This is a genomic window from Desulfuromusa ferrireducens (assembly GCF_055389805.1).
In genome coordinates this window covers 3,877,717-3,896,680 of record NZ_AP042415.1, presented here as the reverse complement: position 1 = coordinate 3,896,680, position 18,964 = coordinate 3,877,717, and the positions used below count along the sequence as shown (strand labels likewise).

Genomic DNA, 18,964 nt, shown 5'->3' with positions numbered 1-18,964 from the left:
CCTCTGCCGCTGGACAATTATGAACCGACGCAGTCTCCTCCATCAAATCAAGCAACTTAAAACCTGCGATCTGCTGGTTATCGGCGGTGGTGCCACCGGCTGTGGCATTGCTTTCGATGCTGCCAGTCGCGGACTGTCGGTGGTGCTGGTCGAGCAGAATGATTTTGCCGAAGGGACCAGCGGCCGCAGCAGCAAGCTGGTGCACGGGGGGGTGCGTTACCTGGAAATGGCGGTCAAGCAGTTGGATCGCGATCAATATCATCTGGTCAAGGAAGGGCTGCACGAGCGTTATTACTTTCTGCGCAATGCCCCGCATCTCTGTCATGCCTTGCCGTTGATTTCCCCGCTTTACTCCTGGTGGCAACTGCCACAAATCTGGATCGGCCTTAAGTTGTATGATCTGCTGGCCGGGCAGCACAGCCTTGGGCCAAGCGGCTATGCCTCGCTTGAAACAACCGTTGCCGAGTTTCCGTTGTTACAACGCGCAGGCTTAAAAGGCGGTGTCCGCTATTACGATGGTCAGTTCAACGACAGTCGGATGGCGCTTTCGCTGGTCCTTTCTGCGGCCAAACAGGGTGCGTTGGTCGCGAACCATCTGGCGGTTGTCGATCTGTTGAAGACTTCCGATCAGATCAGCGGGGTGGTGCTGGAGGATCGCCTGAGCACAGAACGTTTTGAACTGTGCGCGAAAGCGGTCGTCAATGCGACCGGTCCTTTTGGCGATCAACTGCGCACGCTGGATCAACCGGGCGCGACGCCGATGCTGACGGTCAGTTCCGGTTGTCATATTGTGCTCGATGCCAGTTATCCACCACCGCAGGCCGGATTGCTGATTACTGAAACCGAAGATGATCGTGTCCTTTTCGTCCTTCCCTGGCAGGGGCGTTGTCTGGTCGGTACCACCGATCAGGTTGCGCAACTGGATGAACATCCGCAGGTGACAACGGAGGATATCGATTATCTGCTGCGGCATTTGACAAACGTCCTCAATCCGCCCCCGCAAAAAGAAAATATCACCGCCAGCTGGTCCGGACTGCGGCCGTTAGTGCATGATCCCAAAGCACACGACAGCGCACGGATTTTACGTGATTTTGTCATTGAGGAATCGTCCTCTGGTTTGTTCACGATTGTTGGTGGCAAGTGGACCAGTTACCGGCGGATGGCCGAAAAACTTGTCGATAGGGTTGTCGCCAGTCGACAATTTAGTGCGAAAGTTTGCCAGACAGAAACCCTGCCGGTGCATGGTGCAGATAATTGGCAGCCGAACGGCTGGCAATCGTTGGTCGATGATTATTCCATTTCCCAGGATACAGCCCGTTACCTGCATGAAAACTATGGTTGTCACGCCGTCGAGGTCGCGCAAATTGCTGAGCAGGGTTTTGCCGCTCAACTCTGCGCCGAGCTGCCCTGTATCGAAGCGGAGGTTCTCTATGCTTGTCGTTTTGAACTGGCCGAGCGGGCCATCGATCTGCTCGCTCGAAGGCTGCCGTTGGCGCTACTTGATACGCGGCTGGCAAAACAGGTTGCGCCGCGCTTGCTGGAATTGATGGGCAAGGAACACTGCTGGGATCCGCAGCGCCTCACGGCAGAAGAACAGCTTCTGGAAAATCGACTCTCCACTGCTTTGTGACTTATCCTGACCTGCTGATGCCTTATTGCTCTAAAGTAAATTGATCACCACAGGGGGTACGCCTTGTCCAAATATCAACAAATAATCTCTGCCGCACAGGCTGGTGCGCTGATCTTGACCGCCAATGAACGGTTGTTCCGCTATCTGCGTGGCCTCTATGATCAGGCGATGCAGAATGCGGGAGAAAAGGTCTGGGCTACGCCGCAGATCATCAGTTATCAGGGCTGGATGAGCCGCTGTCTGGATGAGTTGGGTGAAGGTTGGCGTCTGCTGGAGAAAAATCAAGCTCTGCGCTTATGGGAACAACTGATCGAGGATGCTTCGCGCGGAAGTGAACTTGAACTGCTGCAAGTCAGCAAAACGGCAGAAAAGGCCTACCAGGCTTTTCAGTCGCTAAAAGAAAATGCTCTCACTTTGGATGACTGTTTTCTGACCGATGATCAACAGGTCTTCCAACGATGGTTTTCACTGTTCAATGTTGAATGTCAGAAGCAGGAGTGGCTTGATCGAAGTGAGTTGGCCGAACGGATCTGTCAGGGGTTGCACACAAAACAGTTGCCGCTGCCGCAACAGATATTGCTGGTCGGTTTTGATCAACTGCCCCCGGGTGCAGAGTTGCTGCGGAAAACCTGTCAAACCTTGGGAGGAGACTGCCGCGAGTTTCAGCTACAGGCAGAAGTGACACCGCAATTGCGCCATTTTGCCGCTCAGGATGCTGATCAGGAGATTGAACATGCTGCCCGCTGGGCGCGCCGCTTGCTAGATCAGGGCGCGGAATCGATCGGTGTGGTGGTGTTTGATCTGCAGGCCCGGCGACGTAAAATTGAAAGAATCTTTCGCGATCAGATCGATCCCGCCGCGTCGCCAGAATTGCACGACGAAGAGGCCAACTTCAGCCTCTCGCTCGGTGGCCCCCTGTCCGAGCAGGGGGTGATTCATGCCGCCTGCGAAATTTTGGCGATCGGTCATCAACTCAGTATCGAACAAGCCTCATTTTTGCTGCGCACCCCTTATCTTGCTGGCAGTCAACAGGAAGCTGAAGCGCGGTCGCGGCTCGACCGGCACCTGCGATCTTTCCGCCAGCAGCAGATTGCTTTGAATCGTATTGGACAATTGGCGAGCGACGTCAAGCCGCTGGCTAACTTGGCTGCTGTTTGCGAACAGTTGAAAAAATCACAAGGTCAGAAACAGAGCAGTTTGCCGGGTGCCTGGGCGGAGCAATTCGCCGCCGAATTACAACAGCTCGGTTGGCCGGGTGAGCGTTCTCCCGCTAGTAGTGAGTATCAGGCGATCAAAGCTTGGCGGGAAAAACTGTTGCCGGTTCTGGCGGCTCTCGATCAGGTTTCACAACCGATCGCGCGTGGCCAGGCACTTTCGCTGCTGCGCCGCCTAGCCAATGACATCGACTTTCAGCTCGAATCGCCAACCGGATCTTTGCAGGTAGTTGGTCAGCTTGAATCGGCAGGACTCTGTTTCGATCATCTCTGGGTGATGGGGGTGGGGGAGCAGGTTTTGCCTGCCGCACCTCGGCCGAATCCATTTATCCCTTATGATCTGCAGCAACAGTACGCGATGCCGCACGCCAATGCCGAGCGCGAATTGGCCTTTGCCGAACAGGTTGTCGCTCGCTTGCAAACGGCCAGTCCCGATGTGATTTTTAGCTATCCGGACAAGGAGGGGGATTGCGATCTGCGCCCCAGCCCACTCTTGCCGAAGCCGAACTGCGATGACCAAATCGAACGGGCACAGCGTCAGGATTTGCTCAGCTTGATGCAGCAGAATCGACCGGCGCTGCAACAGCTGACCGATGACAAAGGACCACCGCTGGCGGACGGCAAGGGCAGCGGCGGCACCAGTTTGCTCAAGGATCAGGCGCATTGCCCTTTTCGGGCATTTGTCCACCACCGGTTGCGCGGCCGGGAAATCGACAAGGCAACCGTTGGACTGGATGCCATGACCCGTGGGGATCTGGTGCACTTGGTACTGGAACGGCTCTGGACTCGGCTACAGGATCAGCAGACGCTGTTGGCCTTAAGTGAAGAAGAACAGCATGGCTTGCTTGCCGAATTGGTAGCGCTGGCGATCGATGAATATTTTACCGATAAGACCCATCCATCCGAACAACTCTTGCAGTTGGAAAAGGAACGTATTGAGCTTCTGCTGCAGGACTGGATTATGAGCGTCGAACGCAAGCGTGATCCGTTTCGGGTCGCCGAAATGGAGCAGGAACATATCGAGCAACTTGGCCCCTTGCAGATTAAAACCAAGGTTGACCGGATCGATCTGCTGGCCGACGGCAGTCGCATCGTCATCGATTACAAAACCGGGGCTAGCAGCAAAGCCGACGATCTGCTCAGCGCGCCGCTGTTGGAACCGCAACTGCCGATCTACGCCGCTGCGGAAAAAGGCACCGAAGCCGATGGTGTTACTTTCGCCCAGGTGCGCCGCGGAGATTGTCGCCTGATTGGAGTTGTCCGCGAAAAAGGCTTGCTCGGCAGGGTCAAGGCGCTGGATGCCTTCCCGCAAGCCGAAGAGCGCGGTCTCACCGATTGGGAGCAACTGCAGGCCGATTGGCGCAGTCAGTTGGAAGGTCTGGCCGATGATTTTGTTGCCGGACAGGCACCGGTTCGCCCGTTCAATCTGCAGCGTAGTTGTCAGTATTGTGATCTGCCCGGTCTGTGCCGGATCAATGAAGCCGTTGCGCCAGAAGGGGATGAATGATGATTGCCGATGCTCTGCAGCGCAAAGCTGCCATCGATGTAAGTCAATCCTGTATTGTCCAGGCTCCGGCCGGGTCAGGAAAGACCGAACTGTTGATCCAGCGCATGCTGGCGTTATTGGCTGAGGTTGAACGACCAAGCCAGATTCTGGCGATCACCTTTACCCGTAAGGCGGCGGGCGAGATGCGTCAGCGGTTGCTCGAAGCCTTGGCGGCCGCACAGAACAGCCCTTGTCCAGAGCCAGCCCACGAGGCGAAAACCTGGCAGCTAGCCAGTCGTGCTTTGCAAAAGCAGGGCGCCGACCTGTTACGCAATCCATCGCAGTTGGCGATACAAACCATCGACAGCTTTAATGCCTCGCTGGTGCGAAAGATGCCCTGGCTGTCGCGTTTCGGCGCGTTGCCGGAACTGGCGGATGACCCCGAACAGCTCTATCTGAAGGCGGCAGAACAGTTATTGAAACGGCTCGATAGCAAGGGGGCCGGGAGCGAACAACTGCGTCTGCTGCTTGGCCATCTCGACAATCAGGTTGGTTATCTGCAGAAGATGCTGGTCGATATGCTGCAACGGCGTGACCAGTGGTTGCGACATCTGCTTAATCCCGGTGATGATCCGCGCGCTACGCTGGAAGCTGGCTTGCAACGATTGGTCGCCGACCAACTGGGCGGTTTGCGGCAACTGTTTCCGTCGTTACTTGCAGCGGACTTGCTGGCGTGCGCTCGGTTTGCTGCCGCCAACCGCGATGATCAGATTCTGCAGCCACTCGCTGCACTGGAGGAACTGCCTGGCGATGGGGTTGAATATTTGTGCGCGTGGCAGGCAATTGCCGATCTGCTGCTGACGGCCGAGGGCAAACTGCGTAAAACGGTTAACGTTAAAAACGGTTTTCCCGCCGGTAAGGCGAACGCCCTTGCCAAGCAGCAGATGCTCGATTTGTTGAAGGAACTTTGTTTGGTACCGGCATTTATCGAACGGCTCGTGCAGGTTCGGCATCTGCCGGGCGACGGCTATCGGGAAAGTCAGTGGCAAGTTCTGCACTGTCTGGTCGACCTGCTGCCGCTGCTGGTCGCTGAGCTGTGGTTGGTGTTTCGTGGTCAGGGCAAGACCGATTACGCGGCGATTGCCTTGCAGGCCAAACAGGCCCTCGGTGCGGCGGATAATCCGACGGAATTGCTGCTGCGCACCGATAGTGATCTGCGGCACATTCTGGTCGATGAGTTTCAGGATACGTCGTGGCTGCAGTACGAGCTGCTGACGGTCTTGACTTGCGGTTGGAGCGAAGGCGATGGGCGCAGTCTGTTTCTGGTTGGCGACCCGATGCAATCGATTTATCGTTTTCGCGAGGCCGAAGTCGGGCTGTTTCTGCGCACCTTTGTCGGTCAATTGGGAACCGAAGGGCCAAAGCTGAAACCGTTGCAGCTCAGATGTAATTTTCGCTCGCAAGAAGGCATCGTTCGCTGGGTCAATCAGTGCTTTGCGCAGATTTTCCCTGCCCAGGTTGACATCGCCGCGGGGGCGGTGTCGCTGGCCGTGGCTACGGCCGTCAAGGCCGAATTAAGCGGTACCGCCTGTGTCCTTCATCCGTATAACGGACGGGATGATCAGGCAGAAGCGCAGTTGGTCGTCCAGTTGGTGCGACAAGCGCAGCAGGAAAATCCCGAGCAACGTGTCGCGATTTTAGTGCGCGGGCGCAATCATCTGCAGGAGATTTTGCCGTTATTGCGGCAGCAACAGATAAAATATCAGGCTCAGGATATCGACCAGCTCGGTGCTCGTCCAGCGGCCCTGGATCTGCTCAACTTGTGCAAGGCGGTTCTGTATCGTGCTGATCGTCTGGCCTGGCTGACGGTGTTGCGCGCCCCTTGGTGCGGTTTGAGCCTTGCTGATCTCCACGCGTTGGTGGCCGATGCTCCAAAGGCGACATTGCCCCGCCTGCTTGCCGACCAGCAACGGCTGCACTCTCTCTCCGCTACCGGTCAGGCTGCCATCGGTCGCGTCTGGCCGATCCTGCAACGGGCAATCTCCCGGCGCGGAAGATTAACCCTGCGCGCTTTGCTGGAGGGTACCTGGTTGGCGTTAGCGGGTCCCGCCTGTTATGACGCCGAAGGGGTCGCGGATGCGCAACTGGTTTTTGACCTCATCGAGTCGCTCGAGCAGGGTGGTGATTTGCCCGATATCGAACTATTAGAGCAGGGACTGAAGAAGTTGTTCGCGGCTGCCGATGGTGAGGCCGACGACAAACTGCAGGTGATGACTATCCACAAGGCGAAGGGATTGCAGTTTGATACGGTGATTCTGCCCGGACTTGGCAAGTCGACGCGGAGCGCGGATAGCCCATTATTGCGTTGGCAGGAACACCCTGAGTACGGTCTGTTGCTGGCCCCGGTTGCGGCGCGCGGCAGCAGCGAGAAAGATGCCGTTTATCAATTGATCGGTAATCTGGAGAAAGAAAAGCAGGACTTGGAAGTGTCCCGGCTACTGTATGTTGCCACCACCCGGGCGATTTCCCGTTTGCATCTGATCGGGCATGCCAATCTCGATAAAGCCGAAAAACTGGCCCCGGCGAGCGGCTCGTTGCTGGAAAAACTGTGGCCTTCGATTGAAGGTGATTTTTGCGCGCGGGCAGTGAATTGTGAAACATATGAAAGAGAATTTGTCCCGCCGCAGTTGCGGCGCTTGGCGCAGGATTGGCAAAGACCGCAGGTAACAGCAGTCGATTTGCCGCAATCGGAGCAAGTAAAAACAGCGTCGGAAAAAGAGGATACCGAGGAGCGTGAACTGATCTTCAGCGGCTGGGAAAGTGAATCAAAACGGCACATCGGGACGCTTGTCCATCAATATCTCGATCAGTTTGCTCGCTTGGGGAGCGATAATTGGCGGAAACAAGATGAGGCGCAAAGACAGCGCATTTTAGGACGGCAGTTAAGTCGTCTTGGCGTTCCCGGCGCGGAACTTTCCGCAGCGGTTAACTGTGTCATTGAGGCCGTCGATAAAACAGAGCGAAGCGCTAAAGGGCGATGGCTGCTTGCTTCGTACTCACAACAGGCCTGTGAGCTGCCGTTGACTGGTGTGCTGGAAAGCAAGGTTGTGCATGCCGTCATTGACCGCACTTTTATTGCTGATGGAGTCCGTTGGATTGTCGATTACAAAACCAGTTCTCCTGCTGCTGACGAGTCGGAAGACGCTTTTATGGGCAGGCAACAACGTCAATATCTCCAGCAAATGTCGACGTATTCGCGCTTAATGTCGCTGCAAAATGACGCTTATCCCATTCGTGCGGCACTTTATTTTCCGCTGATCGACGGCTGGTGTGAAATGGACATAGCCGATGCAACTGGATGAGGTGGTTCCGTGGGGCCGTTCCTTCACCGAATATCGGCAGATGTTCAGCCTGACCGATGCCGACTTGGAGAAAGAGATTCTTGGTTGTGGTGATGGCCCGGCGAGTTTTAATGCCGAGTTAACGCAACGCGGCGGACGGGTCACATCGGTTGATCCCCTCTATCAGTTCAGTGCCGCTCAAATAGAGGAACGTATTGAAGAAACCTCCGCCCTGGTGTTGGAGCAGGTACGGCTGAACCGAGAGCAGTTTGTCTGGCGGCAGATTTCTTCTTTACAGCAGTTGGCACAAATACGACATTCTTCAATGCGTACATTTATAGAAGATTTTTCTGCAGGAATCGGTCAGGGTCGTTACCTTGCTGCGCAGTTGCCGATACTACCATTTGTTGCCCGTCGTTTCGAGTTGGCCCTTTGTTCTCACTTGCTGTTTCTCTATTCTGAGCAGCTTTCTTATGTTCTTCATTTGCAGGCAATCTGTGAACTTTGTCGAATTGCCGCAGAGGTGCGCATTTTCCCATTGGTTGATCTGGCTGGTAACGAGTCGATTCACTTGTCGCCTTTATTGCGCGAGCTTGAGAGGCTTGACTATCAATTTAAGATTGAACCGGTTGACTATGAATTTCAGCAGGGTGGCGATCGCATGTTAATTCTTAGCGAATCGGATTAGAACTATTCCTTGAAGTTGACACTTTTGCTATAGTTAACCGGTCGCGTTATATTTAGGGTTAAGTTGCGTGCCAATCTTCGACCTTGGGTGGCAACATGGTTTTAGAAGGTATATGGCAAAGCCTGAACTATTTTTATCGATAGCCTTTTTCCTGCTGGCGATGCTGATTTATTTTAAACAACGCCAGGCTGTACGATGTAGCAAGCATCGTAATATGGTTGGGAGGTTTGCCAATGTGTTGGCCATCCTCTGCATTGTAAGTGGAGGAATATTGTTGTTCATTTCTTTAACCTAGGTGATTTGGGAGTCATGTATGCAAAAGTCTGTTTTTCTGCTGGTTCTTTCGGCTTTTGTCAGCAGTGTTTTTCTGTTTTCGTTTTTACCTGCGACCGCCGCTGCCGAAAGCAAGGTCTATCATAAAAAACCGCAGCATCAGGTTGAACTCTACGTCACTAGTTGGTGACCCTATTGTACCCAGGCCAAAAGTTTTTTGGCTAGCAGGGGAATTGAGTATCGGGTTTATGATATTGAGAAAGATGCTGAAGCGGCAAAAAGAAAACAAAAATTAAATCCCGGCCGGGCCGTGCCTTTTGCCGTGATCAATGGCGTGAAGATTGTTGGTTGGTCACAACGAGCCTATGAAACGGCCCTGGATAATTGAAATAAAAAAAGCCGGCCCCGATAAAGGGTCGGCTTTTTTGCTTTATCTGTCCCGATTCTTTAAGCCCTGTTGTAGCTCGCCTCTTGCTTGAAATTAGCGAGTATTTGTCCTGTCAGGTAACTTTTCTGCGGATTGACGTTGACCAGGTTTTTGATGGTTTTGGGAGCCAGATGCAATCGGAAAAGCGTATCTTCATTTTTGACCAGAGTTAATTCGATGTTTTTTTTCAGCGAACCAATGCGCATTTCCGTTTCGATGACGTAACACCATTCCCGATTTCCATCCAGTGTGTTGACTAAGCGTCTGGTCTTGATCGGCATGACAGAATACACTTCAACTTCATCTGAATTCTGGATTGGATGAACACCAAAGCTGATCATCAGGTCTTCACCTTCTTTAAAGGTTGAATAGTCGAAAATATTCAGTATCGATTGGCGTGCATCGGCGACAACTTCGGCTTCAATCGCTGGAATCTTTAATGATGGAAAGGAAACCCATTCACACCATCCAATGTCGATAAGTAATGAGTTTTTGTTTTTCTTCATAGGAATAAATCCCCCGAAAATGTGGAATGTTTAATAGCGGTGATTTTAATGGCTGCTCCCTTTAAAGTAAATTATTCTAATATTAGAATTTAATTTCAGCAAAAGGGTGTCCGCAACGGTTGCTGATAGCTGATAACGTATGGATAAAGCGGAAATTTTTGATCAAAAAACGGGATTGTCTCCGCATGGAAATATTTGCCCAATTTAGGGACAGATTCGCAGATCTGCTGACTTCCGAACCGTGCGCCCGCAAATAGATGACGTTTGTTATTGAGGGCAGTCACGCTGCCCCAGGCTAACCTCAGGTAAAGCCCGATCCGGGTTTACAATGAGAGGCAGAACTGGAAAAAGCAGTCGTTTCCCCGGTAAATAGTGAGACGATTCTTTGCGCTTTAGCTTCGCAGTTGGGACAGTCGATCTCGTTATGCATGACAGTGCTGATCTTTTCAGTCACCTGTGCGCAATTTGAACATCGATATTCATAGATTGGCATTAATCGCTCCTTAATAATTATTAGATAGATATATGAATAGTCGGATGTTTGCAAGGGGAAAAGCGGAGCTTGGCAAAGCAAATTTATTCCTTTTCGCATGTCTGGGGTTAAATCGATTGATTTCGAAGGGTTACAGGTTGAAACATTAAGTGACTCTTTTTGTGGACAAGAACATTGAAGCGAAGTTAAAGCTCACGCTCTACAAAAAAAGAAAGAGAAGTTTTATTACACAAACGTTGGTAGAAATCCTAAATATGCTAGTATTACAAAGTAAATAGCTGCTTTTTTCTGGAGGAACAATGTCAAAACTGGCAAAAGTTGGGATAGCTCTGGGTGGTACCTTGGTTTTTCTGTTGGTCTCTCTTTCGATTCTTGTCAAAGTTATGATCACCCCGGAAAAGGTGCGGGAACATCTGCTGCCGTTGGTTTCGGAAACTTTGAACAGAAATATCGAGGTCAGCGAGATCGATATCGGGATATTCAGCGGAGTTTCCCTGGTTGGTTTGCAGGTTAAAAATATTGATGGAAATGATGATTTCATTTCGGTTCAATCGATGGGGTTGCACTATAAATTACTGGCGCTGTTGACCGGTGACCTGGTTATTGATCAGATTCTACTTGATCAACCCAGAATTGTTGTCAGTCGGAATGCCGATGGACAGTTCAACTTTGATGATCTGCTTGCAGCGGAAACTGAGAGTGCCGCAACCCAAGATACAACTAAGAATTCAGAAGAATCCCAAACCACCCCGTCTTCTCCTTTTAATCTTTTGGTTAACGAGGTTTCGATTACCGGGGGCGAGATCCTCTTTATTGACCGCGCGCAAAATTCTAAATCGCCGTATCGTTATACCCTTGATCAATTTAATTTTCAGGCCAGCAAGATAACTTTGGACCGCTCCTTTCCCATCAAGTTGGTGGCGGAATTAAATGGCAGTAAAGTCGAAGTTTCCGGCCACTACGATATTGCCAATCAAAGTGGCGATCTGGATCTGCAGCTTTCGTCACTCGATCTGCAACCCTTTGCTCCCTATTATCGTCAATCGATTCCAGGAAAACTCGGTTCGGCTGCTTTGACGATAAATTTGGAAGTCCAATTGCAACCTGAGGAGATTGAGAGTAAAGGGAAGGTGTTGCTCGAGGGGTTGGATCTGGTGCTGAATGATCTGCCTGAGGCCGAATTGAAAAATGCGAAAGTTGGCGTTGATTATGCGCTGAACTTTGATTTGTCCAAGCAGAAGTTGGATCTTTCGACCTTCATTCTCAATTTTAACGATACGATTCTTGGTGTGGAAGGGGCAGTCGAGTTAGGCGGAGCAGAACCAACACTGGCTTTGGCATTACTGTTTGACAAGCTCGATTTACGCGCTCTTCTTCAGGGTTTGCCTGCAGGGTTGACGCAAAGCGTGCAGGCTTACAGTTTGGCCGGGCAGGTCGATGGCCGAGTTGACTTCGCGGGTAAACCGAGTTCTGGTGCTAAACTGGTTAAGTCTGCCAAAATTGACCTGATCAATGTCCAGGCGACGGTCGATTCGCTTCGTGCTGGAGTCAACGGCAACATCACCTATGCCGATCAGCAGGTCGCTGCGGACAAATTGTTACTGAATTTTGCTGATCAACAAGCTGAGTTGAAGTTTAAGGCAGAGAATCTCCTCGGCAAGATCATCAAGGGGGAATTCCACGTCTCTGCGGCGACGCTCGACTTGAACAGTCTTCTGCCGGTGGAGGCAGAGACAAAAACAAAAACATCCGCAAAAAAAACCTCAGGGAGTCAATTGCCGCCGGCCGAACGCCAACCGACAGTTGCTGACGAAATCGGTCCCTTTGATCTACCGCTCGATATGACCGGGACTTTGAAGGTTGGAAAACTGATTTATAAGCAACTGAATCTGGATCAGGTCAGTGCCGATCTGGTTTTGAAGGATAATCATCTGAAGATAAATCAGTTACGTAGTGGGATTGCTGGTGGTGAATTTTTGGCCTCGACCGATGTCAATTTGGGGGTAAAGGGGCTTGCTTATCAAGGGCAGATGAAGCTCGATCAATCGCAGCTGGTTTCTTTGATCTCCGGCGTGTTGCCGCAGGCAAAACAAAGCGTCACCGGCTTATTGCAATGGCAGAATAATTTTTCCGGTCGAGGGACTCTCCCTGATAACCTGCTCAAGGCGTTGCAAATTAAAGGTGCCATGCAGTTGAATAAAGGAAAGATCACAGGTTCACCGCTGCTGGAACAGTTGTCTGTTTTTCTGAGTATTCCTGAGTTGAAAATCCTCAGTTTTGAAACACTGGAAAGTAACTACGATTTACGCGACGGAATGGCAAATCTTTCTGGTCAGTTGAATAGCTCTAAAGCAAAGTTGAAGCCGGAAGGCACAATTGGTGTCGATGGTTCTTTAAACATGAAATTGGACGCTCGTCTTGCTCCCGATTTGATGCGCAGCTTAGGTGCCAAAACCGGATTGCAGCAAACACTGAGCGATAAGGATGGCTGGGGCATCCTGCCCTTGACGATTAAGGGGAGCATAACCAGTCCGAAGATCGGTTTTGATGCCAAGGCGTTGCAGGCGCAAGCTACGGATAAATTTAAGGATGAGGCCGCCAGTCGGCTGCTCGAAAAAATCGCCCCAGGGGGAGGGGACAACACCCCGGTTAAACAATTACTCGATAATACCTTGAATAAGCTCTTCGGTAATTGAGGTTGGTCAAACCAATTATTGGGATAATGGTCTGGACATGGTGGATGCTAACGGGTACTTTTGCTCGCAAGTTTCAGCCCATACCCAGAGGAGTAAAAGATGTTTGCAACTGAGTATTTCAGCGGTTTTGAAGTAATTCGAGCGGCGATGGAAGTGGAAAAGAACGGTCATCGATTCTATTCGTCGATGGTTGAGAAGGCATATACCGATTTGGCAAAAGAGCTGTTTTCATTGCTGGCTCAGGACGAGGTGAGCCATCTGCAGACCCTTGAAAAGTTGGCAGAGACATATCTGGACGGTGAATTCTGGGACAATGAAGAAGATTACCTGCCGTATCTACAGCAGTTCAATGATAAGGATATTTTCCCGACAGCAGAACAGGTCGCCGCAGCTTTAGTCAGCGAAGCGGGGGATATCAGGGCTCTCGATCTGGCGATTGAGGCGGAGGAGAAGTTTGCCGGTTATTTTCACAAGGCAGCCGCGCATGCTCGCAGTGACGATGGCAAAAAGGCCTTTAGCTGGTTGGCTGGGGAAGAGGATCGGCACGCCGCAATACTTAAAGCGCGCAAAGCGAAAATTCAGGGCAGCTAGCTTCTGGTCAGCTTATTGATACAAAAAAACGGAGTCCAAATGGGCTCCGTTTTTTATTGTAAAGGAACAAGGTCAGCTGTCAATTCGACCGTTTTACGGTGCGGGTTTTACTGCGCATGGTGACAAATTCCTCGGCACTGGTCGGGTGGATGCCGATGGTTGTGTCGAATGTTGTCTTGGTGGCTCCTGCCTTTAAAGCGACCGCAATCCCCTGAATAGTTTCCCCCGCGCCTTCGCCAGCCATATGCGCTCCAACCACCTTGTCGGTCGTTGGATCGACCAGTAATTTCATCATAATGCGATCGCCGCTGCCACTTAACGCATGTTTCAGGGAGCGGAAATTTGTCGAATAGACGTCGATCTGTGGGTACCGTTCTAAGGCTTCTTCTTCGCTCAGGCCAACTGTGCCGATGTTTGGCTGACTGAAAACGGCCGTTGGGATCAGGTTGTAATCGAGCTTATCCGCACCGCCCTGGTAGAGGTGCTGCACCAGGGTCATCCCCTCCGCCAGAGCGACCGGGGTCAACTGAAAACGATCGATCAAATCTCCCAGAGCGTAAATCGAGGCAACGCTGGTCTGGTAAAAGTCATCGACGACAACGGCACCTTGATTGTTCCGCTCGACAGCAACATTTTCCAAACCTAAATCTTCGGTATTTGCTGTTCGTCCGGTAGCCGCGAGGATCACGTTGGTAGTGAAGCTCGAACCGTCCTGCAGGGTCACTTTGAAATCGTTTGCCGCAATTTTTTCCACCTGCTGTAGATCGGTGTTGAAGCGCAAGTCCATCCCTTTTTTGCGCATCTGCTTGGCGACGAATTGACGAATTTCCACATCAAAACCGCGCAGGAAAAGCTCGCTACGGTAAATCTGCGTCACCTCAACGCCCAAGCCATGAAAGATTCCGGCAAACTCTGTTGCTATGTAGCCACCACCAACAATCAGCATTTTTTTAGGTAAATGTTCTAAATCAAAGATCTGATCCGATGAGAGCAGGTGCTCACGCCCGGGGATCTCCGGCAGGAACGGGCGACTGCCCGTGGCAAGCAGAATGCGTTCGGCAGTGTAGTGCTTGCCGTTGACCTCGACACGATGGGCATCAACCAGGCGGGCGTGGCCTTTAATCAACTCGGCCCCGGAATTCGCCAACATCTCAGTGTAGAGACCGTTTAGCTTGCTGATTGTTTCCGTCTTGTTATCGCGCAGGGTCGGCCAGTCGAATAGCGGCACCTGACTTTGCCAGCCGAAACCGGGCGCTTGCAGAAAACTGGCCCCATATTCGGCGGCATGGACGTAGAGTTTTTTCGGCACGCAGCCAAGATTGACGCAGGTACCGCCGGGGGCACTCTGCTCGGCGATCGCTACCTTTACACCTTCAGCCGCAGCCATGCGCGCAGTTCGCACTCCACCGGAACCGGCACCGATAACAAACAGATCAAAATCGTAGTGAGCCATGGTTGTCTCTCCTGTTAGCCGACCTCATTATATTCACGGGCGCGAAACTTGACGCCCAAATCTTTTGCTACTTGTTGGCAGGCGTTGATGTCGATGCCCGGATAAGTGACCGCCGTTGCGGTGACATCGGGGATATAGTTGCTCGCCTGCTGCAGAAAATCTTTCACTGCCTGATAACTCTCATCACCGTAGCTTGATTGACAGAGACGTTGGTAGTCGTTCAGGTTCGATGCATTTAATGAAATCGAAATGGAATCGATCAGTCCCTGCAACTCCGGCAGAATGTTGCGACCGTGAACCAGGTTGGCTTGACCGTCACTGTTGATCCGGACTTTGATGCCTTGCGGTTGCAACCAACCGGCTATTTCCTTGATCAGGTCGAGGCGCAACAACGGCTCCCCGTAGCCGCAGAAAACCACTTCCGTATAGCGGCTTGGATCGCCAATAGCCCGTTTGATTTCATCGACGCTCGGTTCGTGATCAAGTTGAAGCTCGTGCCCCTTGACGACAAAATCATCGAATTTGGCGCAAAAAATACAGCTGTTGGTGCAGCGATTGGTGATATTCAGGTACAGCGAATCGCGGATTTGATAGGCGATCTTGGTGCTTTGATCGACGCTGCCGATTCCGAACAGGTCAAAACAGTTGCGGCTGGTGACGCGGGCGACATCTTCAATTGACAGCCCTTTGATTTCGGCGACCTTCTCTGCCGTGTAGCGCACGTAGGCCGGTTCATTGCGTTTGCCACGGAACTTTTGCGGCGACAGATAGGGGCAATCGGTTTCTACCAACATTCGGTCGACCGGGATCGCTTTGACCACCTCACGGGCAGCATCGTTTTTGGGATAGGTGATGGTACCGGGAAACGACAAATAAAAACCAAGCTCCAGGACTTTGCGGGCCATTGCTAAGTCACCGCTGAAACAGTGCAACACGCCACCGACTTCGGACGCATTTTCTTCCTGTAGAATCTGCAGTACTTCATCATGGGCATCGCGGTCATGGACGATGATCGGTTTGCCGACTTCTCTGGCCAAGCGAATCTGCTGGCGAAAGGCGTTACGCTGGATGTCGCGTGGTGATCTATCGCGGAAGAAATCGAGACCGATCTCGCCGAGGGCGACGACTTTCGGCCTGGCGAGCAGCTCTTTTAGTTGGGATAGGCTCTCTGCGTTGATTTCGGTCGCATCGTGCGGGTGAACGCCGACTGCGGCATAAATCTGTTCATGTTTTAAGGCCAGGGCAACGCTCGCGGCCGAACTTCCCAGATCGCAGCCGACGGTCAGGATATGGCTGATACCGTTGTCCAGGGCGCGTTGAATGGTTGCATCTCGGTCGTTAGAAAATTGGCTGCCATCGAGATGGGCATGGCTGTCGACCAAGAGCGGGAGTTGTTGTGACATTTATCATTTGCTCCAAAAGAAGCGGGGCGCCACAGGCGCCCCGTTTAGTGACATCTATTCAGTTTCGATTCTACTCGGTTTCGATGCGGGGGAAAAGAGGGCTGGCTTTCTCCACCTGTGTGCCAGGCACAAGTCCGCCCCACTGATCCTGACCATCAAGCGACAAATTGTCGCCATCGCAGCCGAGGATTTGTAGAATCTGTTTGCCGGTGTCCGGCATGAACGGAGCGACCATCAGCGCAGTGATGCGGATCGATTCGAGCAGGTTGTACATCACTGTGGCCAAGCGTTCCTGCTGCTCGGGATCTTTCGCCAGTGCCCAGGGCGCGGCATCATCGATATACTTGTTACCGGCCGAGATCAGTTCCCATATCGCCATCAATGTTTTGTTGAACGCCATTTCTTCGAGGAGATCATCGACCTTTTGCAGGGTGGTCGGAATTCGGTCGATCAGCGCCTGATCCATTTCGTTGGCTGGGCCGGGCTTTGGCAGCTCTCCCTTAAAGTATTTACTCAGCATCGCCGTGGAGCGACTGACCAGGTTACCGAGATCATTGGCCAGATCCGAATTGATGCGGGAAACCAGCGCTGAATGAGAGAAATCACCATCCAGGCCGAAGGGCACTTCACGCAGCAGGAAGTAGCGGATCGCATCGACGCCGTATTTGTCGACCAGCATGTTCGGTTCAACAACGTTGCGCAGGCTCTTGCTCATCTTCTTGCCTTCGACGGTCCACCAACCGTGGGCAAAAACCTTCTTTGGCATCGGTAGTCCGGCGGCCATCAAAAAGGTCGGCCAGTAGACAGCATGGAAACGCAGGATATCTTTACCGATGACATGTACCGCAGGCCAGTATTTGGCATAATCACCGTTTACATCTTCCGGGTAGCCAAGGGCGGAGATATAGTTGGTCAGAGCATCGAACCAGACGTACAGGACGTGCTTGTCGTTGCCTGGAACCGGGATTCCCCAAGAAAAAGAGGTCCGCGAAATCGACAGATCACGCAGGCCTTCTTTGACGAAGCTGAGGATCTCGTTACGGCGCGTTTTCGGCTGAATAAAATCGGGATTTTCGTCAATGTATTTAAGCAGTTGGTCCTGATATTTACTCATGCGGAAGAAATAGGATTCTTCCTTCAACTTGGTGGTTTCCCGGCCGCAGTCGGGGCAGGTGCCATCGATCAGTTGGGTTTCGGTCCAGAAGGTTTCGCAAGGCGTGCAGTACCAGTCTTCGTAGTAGCCAAGGTAAATATCGCCTGAGGCGAGAATCTTCTTGAACTGCTCGGAAACGGTATGCTTGTGGCGTTCCTGGGTGGTACGGATGAAGTCGGTATTGGAGCAGTTGAGCTTCTCCCACAGTGCGGCAAAGCGCTTGACCACCCGGTCAGCTAATTCCAGCGGGGTTTCACCGTTGGCTTTGGCGGCGGTTTCAACCTTTTGCCCATGTTCGTCGGTGCCGGTCAAAAAGGCCACATCGAACCCGCGTGAACGTTTGTAACGGGCCATAACGTCACAGGCCAGGGTGGTGTAGGCATGGCCGATGTGTGGGACATCATTGACGTAATAAATCGGTGTGGTGATGTAAAATGTTTTGCTCATGCAAAGCTCTCTTTCAAGGTACGGATTGCATAAAAATCAAGATTTGTTATCTGGCTGATTCGGTTTGTTGGTCCGCCGCCGGGGGCGTCTTCTCCGCCTTCGGGTTTGACTTTTGTCCTGCTCCGATGTGCTGGTGCGGGCCGTTTCTTTGGGCTTTTCTCCCTGCTGCTCAGCCTGTTGCGGAGCGTTTTTCTGTGGACGGGGGCGATTTCCCGGACGTCGATTACTGCGTCGCTCATCCTTTTTGCTCGCGTCTTCAGCAGGTTTTTGCGGCCCTTTTTTTGCTGTGGTGTCGGGTTTTACCTCTGCCGACTTTGCTTTGTCGGTGACAGGTTTGTCAAAACCTTTTTTCAGCTCATCAACATGGATCTGACAACGGTCGCCGTTAGCACAGCAAACGGTCATTTTTTGCGCCAGAACATCAAGCGCAATCACTTCCGCCTGACCCGATTCCAACTGGATTTTTTTTCCGCACTTGGGCAGGGTTTTGCGCATTTCGTTATAGGTTTCGTACTCGTAGGCCAGGCAACAAAGCAGCCGACCGCACTGGCCGGAAATTTTAGCCGGATTGAGGGCCAAGCCTTGAGCCTTGGCCATTTTTACCGAAACCGGGGCGAAATTACGCAAATGGCTGCTGCAACAGAGCTCCCGACCGCAGACCCCCAGTCCGCCGACCAGTTTTGCTTCATCGCGCACCCCGATCTGGCGCATTTCAATGCGGGTGCGAAAGTGCTGCGCCAGGTCGCGAACCAATTCGCGAAAATCAACCCGACCGTCGGCGGTGAAGTAGAAGATGATTTTCGAGCCGTCGAAGAGATATTCGGCGCGAACCAGCTTCATCTCCATTTTTCGTTCTTGAACTCTTTTTTGACAGAATTTTAAAGCTTCATTTTCTCGCTGGGCATTCCCCTCCGACATTTCCATGTCGGCTTCATTGGCGATCCGCACGACCCCTTTGAGTTTGGGAGGTGCCTGCTCGGGAGGTGTGTTGCGCGGTTCACGGACAACAATGCCGAGAGCCCGCCCCCGTTCGGTTTCAACGATGACCATATCGCCACGTTTGAGCTCGAAGTCTCGTGCTTCGAAATCGAAGACCTTGCCCGCGGTATGAAATGAGATGCTGACTAAGCGTAAAGTTTCCATTAGAAATTATTTAGTCCTTT

General features: G+C 52.1%; 13 protein-coding genes and 1 pseudogene. 8 read left to right on the top strand and 6 right to left on the bottom strand.

The annotated features are described in order from the left end of the window. Positions 1 to 19 precede the first annotated feature (19 nt). The 6 genes and pseudogenes from ACZ5PT_RS17425 to ACZ5PT_RS17400 form a co-directional block, all read left to right on the top strand. Positions 20 to 1,630 carry an FAD-dependent oxidoreductase gene (locus ACZ5PT_RS17425; protein WP_464264289.1) on the top strand — a complete coding sequence of 537 codons (1,611 nt, stop codon included), beginning with the start codon at positions 20 to 22 and terminating at the stop codon, positions 1,628 to 1,630. A gap of 63 nt (positions 1,631 to 1,693) precedes the next feature. Beyond that, positions 1,694 to 4,351 carry a PD-(D/E)XK nuclease family protein gene (locus ACZ5PT_RS17420; protein ID WP_464264288.1) on the top strand — a complete coding sequence of 886 codons (2,658 nt, stop codon included), beginning with the start codon at positions 1,694 to 1,696 and terminating at the stop codon, positions 4,349 to 4,351. Then, entirely contained in the window at positions 4,348 to 7,692 is a 3,345-nt protein-coding gene (locus ACZ5PT_RS17415) for a UvrD-helicase domain-containing protein (protein ID WP_464264287.1), read from the top strand. Before ACZ5PT_RS17420 ends, ACZ5PT_RS17415 begins: the two co-directional genes overlap by 4 nt. Beyond that, complete coding sequence (locus tag ACZ5PT_RS17410; protein WP_464264286.1) at positions 7,679 to 8,359, top strand: SAM-dependent methyltransferase; 681 nt, start codon at positions 7,679 to 7,681, stop codon at positions 8,357 to 8,359. Before ACZ5PT_RS17415 ends, ACZ5PT_RS17410 begins: the two co-directional genes overlap by 14 nt. A gap of 313 nt (positions 8,360 to 8,672) precedes the next feature. Then, the gene (locus tag ACZ5PT_RS17405) at positions 8,673 to 8,822 is read left to right on the top strand and encodes a hypothetical protein (RefSeq protein ID WP_464264285.1); all 150 of its coding nucleotides are present in this window, start codon (positions 8,673 to 8,675) and stop codon (positions 8,820 to 8,822) included. A 12-nt stretch (positions 8,823 to 8,834) separates the two neighbouring features. Beyond that, a pseudogene (locus ACZ5PT_RS17400) lies at positions 8,835 to 9,020 on the top strand (glutaredoxin family protein); the annotation flags it as partial. Positions 9,021 to 9,079: 59 nt separating this feature from the next. Here the strand turns inward: ACZ5PT_RS17400 and ACZ5PT_RS17395 are convergent. Further along, a complete protein-coding gene (locus ACZ5PT_RS17395) occupies positions 9,080 to 9,565 on the bottom strand; it encodes a putative ATP-dependent zinc protease (RefSeq protein WP_464264284.1) in 486 nt (161 codons plus the stop codon). A gap of 301 nt (positions 9,566 to 9,866) precedes the next feature. Continuing rightward, a complete protein-coding gene (locus ACZ5PT_RS17390; RefSeq protein WP_464264283.1) occupies positions 9,867 to 10,058 on the bottom strand; it encodes a zinc ribbon domain-containing protein in 192 nt (63 codons plus the stop codon). Positions 10,059 to 10,357: 299 nt separating this feature from the next. Here ACZ5PT_RS17390 and ACZ5PT_RS17385 point away from each other — a divergent pair, with 299 nt between their 5' ends. Together ACZ5PT_RS17385 and ACZ5PT_RS17380 are read left to right on the top strand one after the other, a co-directional pair. After that, a complete protein-coding gene (locus ACZ5PT_RS17385) occupies positions 10,358 to 12,754 on the top strand; it encodes an AsmA family protein (RefSeq protein WP_464264282.1) in 2,397 nt (798 codons plus the stop codon). Between the two features lie 99 nt (positions 12,755 to 12,853). Next, positions 12,854 to 13,345: a ferritin-like domain-containing protein gene (locus ACZ5PT_RS17380; protein ID WP_464264281.1), complete on the top strand. Its 492-nt coding sequence runs from the start codon at positions 12,854 to 12,856 to the stop codon at positions 13,343 to 13,345. Between the two features lie 79 nt (positions 13,346 to 13,424). Here the strand turns inward: ACZ5PT_RS17380 and gorA are convergent, their stop codons facing one another. The 4 genes from gorA to ACZ5PT_RS17360 form a co-directional block, all read right to left on the bottom strand. Then, the gene (gene gorA, locus ACZ5PT_RS17375) at positions 13,425 to 14,798 is read right to left on the bottom strand and encodes a glutathione-disulfide reductase (protein ID WP_464264280.1); all 1,374 of its coding nucleotides are present in this window, start codon (positions 14,796 to 14,798) and stop codon (positions 13,425 to 13,427) included. 14 nt (positions 14,799 to 14,812) lie between these two features. After that, a complete protein-coding gene (locus ACZ5PT_RS17370) occupies positions 14,813 to 16,201 on the bottom strand; it encodes a TatD family hydrolase (RefSeq protein WP_464264279.1) in 1,389 nt (462 codons plus the stop codon). 70 nt (positions 16,202 to 16,271) lie between these two features. Further along, the gene (gene metG, locus ACZ5PT_RS17365; protein WP_464264278.1) at positions 16,272 to 17,801 is read right to left on the bottom strand and encodes a methionine--tRNA ligase; all 1,530 of its coding nucleotides are present in this window, start codon (positions 17,799 to 17,801) and stop codon (positions 16,272 to 16,274) included. Positions 17,802 to 17,837: 36 nt separating this feature from the next. After that, positions 17,838 to 18,944, bottom strand: coding sequence for a PSP1 domain-containing protein (locus ACZ5PT_RS17360; RefSeq protein ID WP_464264277.1), 1,107 nt, complete (start codon positions 18,942 to 18,944; stop codon positions 17,838 to 17,840). Positions 18,945 to 18,964: the final 20 nt, after the last annotated feature.